Annotated in this window: 4 protein-coding genes; 2 read left to right on the plus strand and 2 right to left on the minus strand. The window is 48.2% G+C overall.

Going from position 1 to position 4,492, the window contains the following annotated elements:
- Positions 1-116 precede the first annotated feature (116 nt).
- The gene (locus tag NZ772_14560; protein ID MCS6814773.1) at positions 117-1,457 is read left to right on the plus strand and encodes an SLC13 family permease; all 1,341 of its coding nucleotides are present in this window, start codon (positions 117-119) and stop codon (positions 1,455-1,457) included.
- Positions 1,458-1,570: 113 nt separating this feature from the next.
- A complete protein-coding gene (locus NZ772_14565; protein MCS6814774.1) occupies positions 1,571-2,998 on the plus strand; it encodes an adenylate/guanylate cyclase domain-containing protein in 1,428 nt (475 codons plus the stop codon).
- Here NZ772_14565 and NZ772_14570 read toward each other — a convergent pair.
- Together NZ772_14570 and NZ772_14575 are read right to left on the minus strand one after the other, a co-directional pair.
- The gene (locus tag NZ772_14570) at positions 2,977-3,945 is read right to left on the minus strand and encodes an ABC transporter permease (protein MCS6814775.1); all 969 of its coding nucleotides are present in this window, start codon (positions 3,943-3,945) and stop codon (positions 2,977-2,979) included. The two genes, NZ772_14565 and NZ772_14570, sit on opposite strands and share 22 nt — an antisense overlap.
- Before the next feature lie 5 nt (positions 3,946-3,950).
- Positions 3,951-4,492, minus strand: a 542-nt coding sequence (locus tag NZ772_14575) for an allantoinase (GenBank protein ID MCS6814776.1), incomplete at its 5' end; no start/stop codon positions are given.

A 4,492-nucleotide genomic window follows, 5' to 3' on the forward strand; every position in this document is an offset into this window, starting at 1 on the left:
AGTACATCATTAGTCATCTACTTCACAGCATTGCCGAACAACCCAAGATCGTTAATGATAGTGCTGAAGTGTTAGGATTTAACCTTTGTCAGCATTATATGGAGTTGGGGACATCTATGGAGTCATGGCAAGCGATCGCGGCAATCGTCATCTTTCTAACCGTTATGGCTCTGCTAGTCACGGAGGCTGTACAGTTTACCATTGCTGGTTTTTTGGGTGCCCTGTTCCTCGTGTTCCTCAATGTTCTGTCTCTAGATGAGGCAATTCGCTATATTGCCAAAGGTCATGCCACCCTTGGGCTGTTTTTTGGGGTTATGGTTATGGTACGAGCGTTTGAGCCAACTAAGGTATTTGAATACTTAGCAACTCAAATGGTGCTATTGGCAAAGGGCAAAGGTAAGCAATTGCTATACGGAATTGTTGCTATCACTACGCCAATTTGTGCAGTCTTACCCAACGCAACAACAGTAATGCTGCTTGCTCCCTTAATTCCACCTATGGCTCAGGAAATCGGCGTAGATTTTGTACCTTTATTGATTCTGATAGTTTTTGTCGCTAACAGTGCTGGCTTGTTGACCTTAGTGGGTGACCCAGCTACCTTTATCGTGGGTGATGCTATTAATATCAGCTTTGTTGATTATCTCTGGCGGCTGAGTTTGGGTGGTGCGATCGCCGTTGCCGTGGTTGTAGTCATGCTGCCGATTTTGTTTCCTAAAATTTGGCACAAAGAACTGGAAAACCTAGATCAACTTCCTCGACCAACTGTAAACCATCCTCGCATGTTGGTGCTTGGCATTCTAATTGTCACCCTAGTGCTTGTCTTCTTCGTCATCGGAGGCTCACTGCCGATTCCTGTGTCTCCTGCCACTGTTGCGCTGCTGGGCGGCGCACTCTGTTTACTGCTTGCTCACCACAGCCAAATTGACTCTGTTAGCAATATCCTGCGCGATGTGGACTGGAGCACCCTTATTTTCTTTATGAGCATTTTTGTGCTCATTGGTGGTTTAGAGAAAACAGGAGTTATTGGCAGCGCCTCTAGCTTACTAGCTGTCGTCTTAGGAAAAAACATTCTTCTTGGCTCTATCAGCTTAGTTTTTCTAGTGGGCATCATTTCTAGCCTGGTTCCTAACATTCCCTTAGTAGCAGCTATGGTGCCACTCCTGAAGCAGTATGTTGTTATTACAGGGTTTGCAGAGGCAGAAGTGTTGTCGCCTGGCTATACGGGGCAGTTTCCTACAGAGGTATTGCCGTTGTTTTATGCCATGATGTATGGGGCTACCTTGGGGGGTAATGGGACGTTAGTAGGAGCCTCCTCCAACATCGTGGCTGCGGGAATTTCTGAACAGCACGGCAAACGCATTCCGTTTAAGACGTATCTGCGGTATGGTGTGCCAGTTGCCTTGACTCAATTGACAGCTACGTCCATATACCTAATTGTGCGCTTCTTTATCCTTTAACTCCACATTGATAATTGTTGTGGATAAGGAGAATCATTTGATGACTCAGGCTGCACGATGACATTCACGATGACATTAATGTGCAAGTAATCGTATTAACTGGTGAACACACCATGATCAGTCCTAGAATTGATCCCGATTGCACCACGTCCCCAGCTTGGAAATCGGACACTCAGACCTTTTGGGCATGGCTACGCAACTCGTTGCCAAATACCTTGCAGCCTAATGATCTCGATGTTGCCTATTTGCAGTGGCGACGAAAATTTATGATCGGTCGTCTGAGGATTGGCCTCTGGACAGCGCTAATCTGCATCATGAGCTTTTTGGGGTTGTACCTAGTGGCCTATGCTCACAAGCAGGATATTGCTGAAGACTGGGCAGTTTTTTTGCCTGCCAATATTATTACAGAACTATGCCTTGTCATCTGTTTAATCATCCTTAGGTCTACCATTGGGCGCACACGACCGGAATATATTTTTGTGGTGTTTGGCTGGTCAATCACCCTGGTGTTCCAAACGGCAATAGCTCTCGATGGCTCTGGCGATATTGCTTACATTCCTTGGGCACTAACGTTTTTAGGGATGGCATTGTTTAACCCTGTCTGTTGGTGGATACATGTAATTTTGCAGCTAGGGACACTTGGTTACTACCTGGGGTTAATCGTTACGCTTAAGCTAACTCCTGTGATTGAAGCACCAAGTGCCTACGCCTTGAATGGACTATTTCTGTTTTGGCTATGCTTAATGGGGGATTTATCCACTTTTTTGTATGAGCGATTGCAGCAACGTGAATTTCGCACTCGCAAGGCACTGGAAGCCTCAAACCGGGAATTGGAGGTGCGTCGAGAGCAGTCGGAGCAGTTGTTGCTGAATATCTTGCCTGTGTCGATCGCAGAACAACTGAAGCAGGATCAACGTACTATCGCGCATCGGTTCGAATCAGTTAGTGTTTTGTTTGCAGATATTGTAGGGTTCACTGAACTTGCAGCTCGTCAATCCCCAGAGGCAATCGTAGATTTACTTAACACCATCTTTTCTCAGTTTGATCAGTTAGCTGACTACTATGGCATTGAAAAAATTAAGACGATTGGGGATGCCTACATGGCTGTAGCGGGGCTACCCACTCCTAGATCAGATCATGCTGAAGCGATTGCAGAAATGGCTCTAGCTATGCAGCAAGCAATCTTAGAGTTTAACCAAGAGCAAGGCCAGTCACTCCAGATTCGCATTGGTATTAGCTCTGGCCCAGTTGTGGCTGGAGTGATCGGTATCAGGAAGTTCGCCTACGACCTGTGGGGTGATACGGTCAATATGGCTAGCCGGATGGAGTCCCACGGTATCGCTGGTCAGATTCAGGTTAGTGTTGAGACGTTTACTCGGTTGCGATCGCGCTATCAACTGCAAGAGCGCGGTGTAGTTGCCATCAAAGGCAAGGGTGATATAACCACCTATCTATTGATGGGCAGGTCGATTGATAACCAAAGTGAACCCAAAGTAGAGGCAGTTACCTCAGCAATTCATCAGCGATCGCCCTTGGTATAGGGTATCCCCAATGCCGCTGGTGCGTTACTCCGTCCTGTGCTCAGCAATAACACGGCTAGGGTAAGCCCATAGGGTAACATCAGCAGAAACTCATAGGGTGTGGATTGAGAGCCTAGGGCTTGAATCCGAAATTGCAGTGCATCGGCAATGCCAAACAATAAGGCTCCCACTAGTGCCCAAATGGGTTGCCAACGAGAAAACACTACAAGGGCGATCGCAATCCAACCGCGACCAGCCGTAATCCCTTCGGTGAATAACTTTAGTTGCACGACGGTCAGTACTGCACCCCCTAAGCCTGCCAAGGCAGCACCCAGCACTACACAAACATAGCGAATCCACGTAACGTCAATACCAGAGGTATCTGCGGCTGCTGGGTTTTCACCTACTGCCCGCACTTCCAAGCCCCAGTTTGTCCGAAATAGCACGAACCAACAGAGGAACACTAAACCACCCGTAAGGTAGACGATCGCAGTTTGGGTAAACAATACCTCACCTAAAACAGGAATTTTTGATAACAATGGCAGTGCCCATTCCCGCAGACCCGTGACGCGAGCGCCCAGCCCACTAAACTGCTTGCGATACAAAAATGCTGTCAACCCCTGGCCTAGCAGCACAAAGGTTACTCCGGTCACCACTTGATCGGTGCGCCAAGTCACCACCAACCCTGCTAGCAGTAGACCCATAACGCCACCAGCCGCCAGCCCTGCTAGCAACCCTAGCCATGCTGCCAATTCAGCTAGCTGCGTGGCTTTCTCAAAGCTATTGGCCACCATAAAGCCAGTTAACCCACCCACTAGCATTATTCCTTCTAAGCCTAAATTCATCACTCCGGCTCGCTCAGTGATAATTTCGCCCAATACAGCCAGCAAGACAGGCACCGCTAAGCGAATTCCTGCTGTACACAAAGCCATTAAAAATGTTGTGGTGAGAATTTGTTCCCAGGGCATGGTTGTTACTGAGATTGATCGTTGGTCAGGGGATGAACTGCCATGGGGGGATGGTGTTGATACCAATGGTGGGCAATGTCAATACGCCGGCAGAGCCAAACCCGATCGTGCTGTTGCACATAATCTAGAAATCTAGCCAGAGCAGCGGCGCGTCCGGGCCTGCCTACTAGCCGACAATGCAACCCCACACTCATCATTTTGGGGGCAACATCTCCTTCCTCATAGAGCACATCAAAGGCATCTCGCAAGTAAGCAAAAAACTGGTCACCAGCATTAAAGCCTTGGCTAGTAGCAAACCGCATATCGTTATTGTCTAGTGTGTAGGGAATGACTAAATGGGGCTTTCCATAGTCATAGACCCAGTAGGGCAAGTCATCTGCATAGCTATCGGCATCATAGAGAAACCCGCCTTCTTCTACCACCAACTTGCGGGTGTGGGGACTGGTACGCCCTGTATACCACCCCAGGGGACGACTACCCGTTACAGCAGTGTGAATTGCGATCGCCTGTTGTAGATGCTCTCGCTCCGCAGCCTCACCAAAATATT

The organism is Cyanobacteriota bacterium, from assembly GCA_025054735.1.
In the GTDB taxonomy this organism is placed as follows: Bacteria; Cyanobacteriota; Cyanobacteriia; order SKYG9; family SKYG9; genus SKYG9.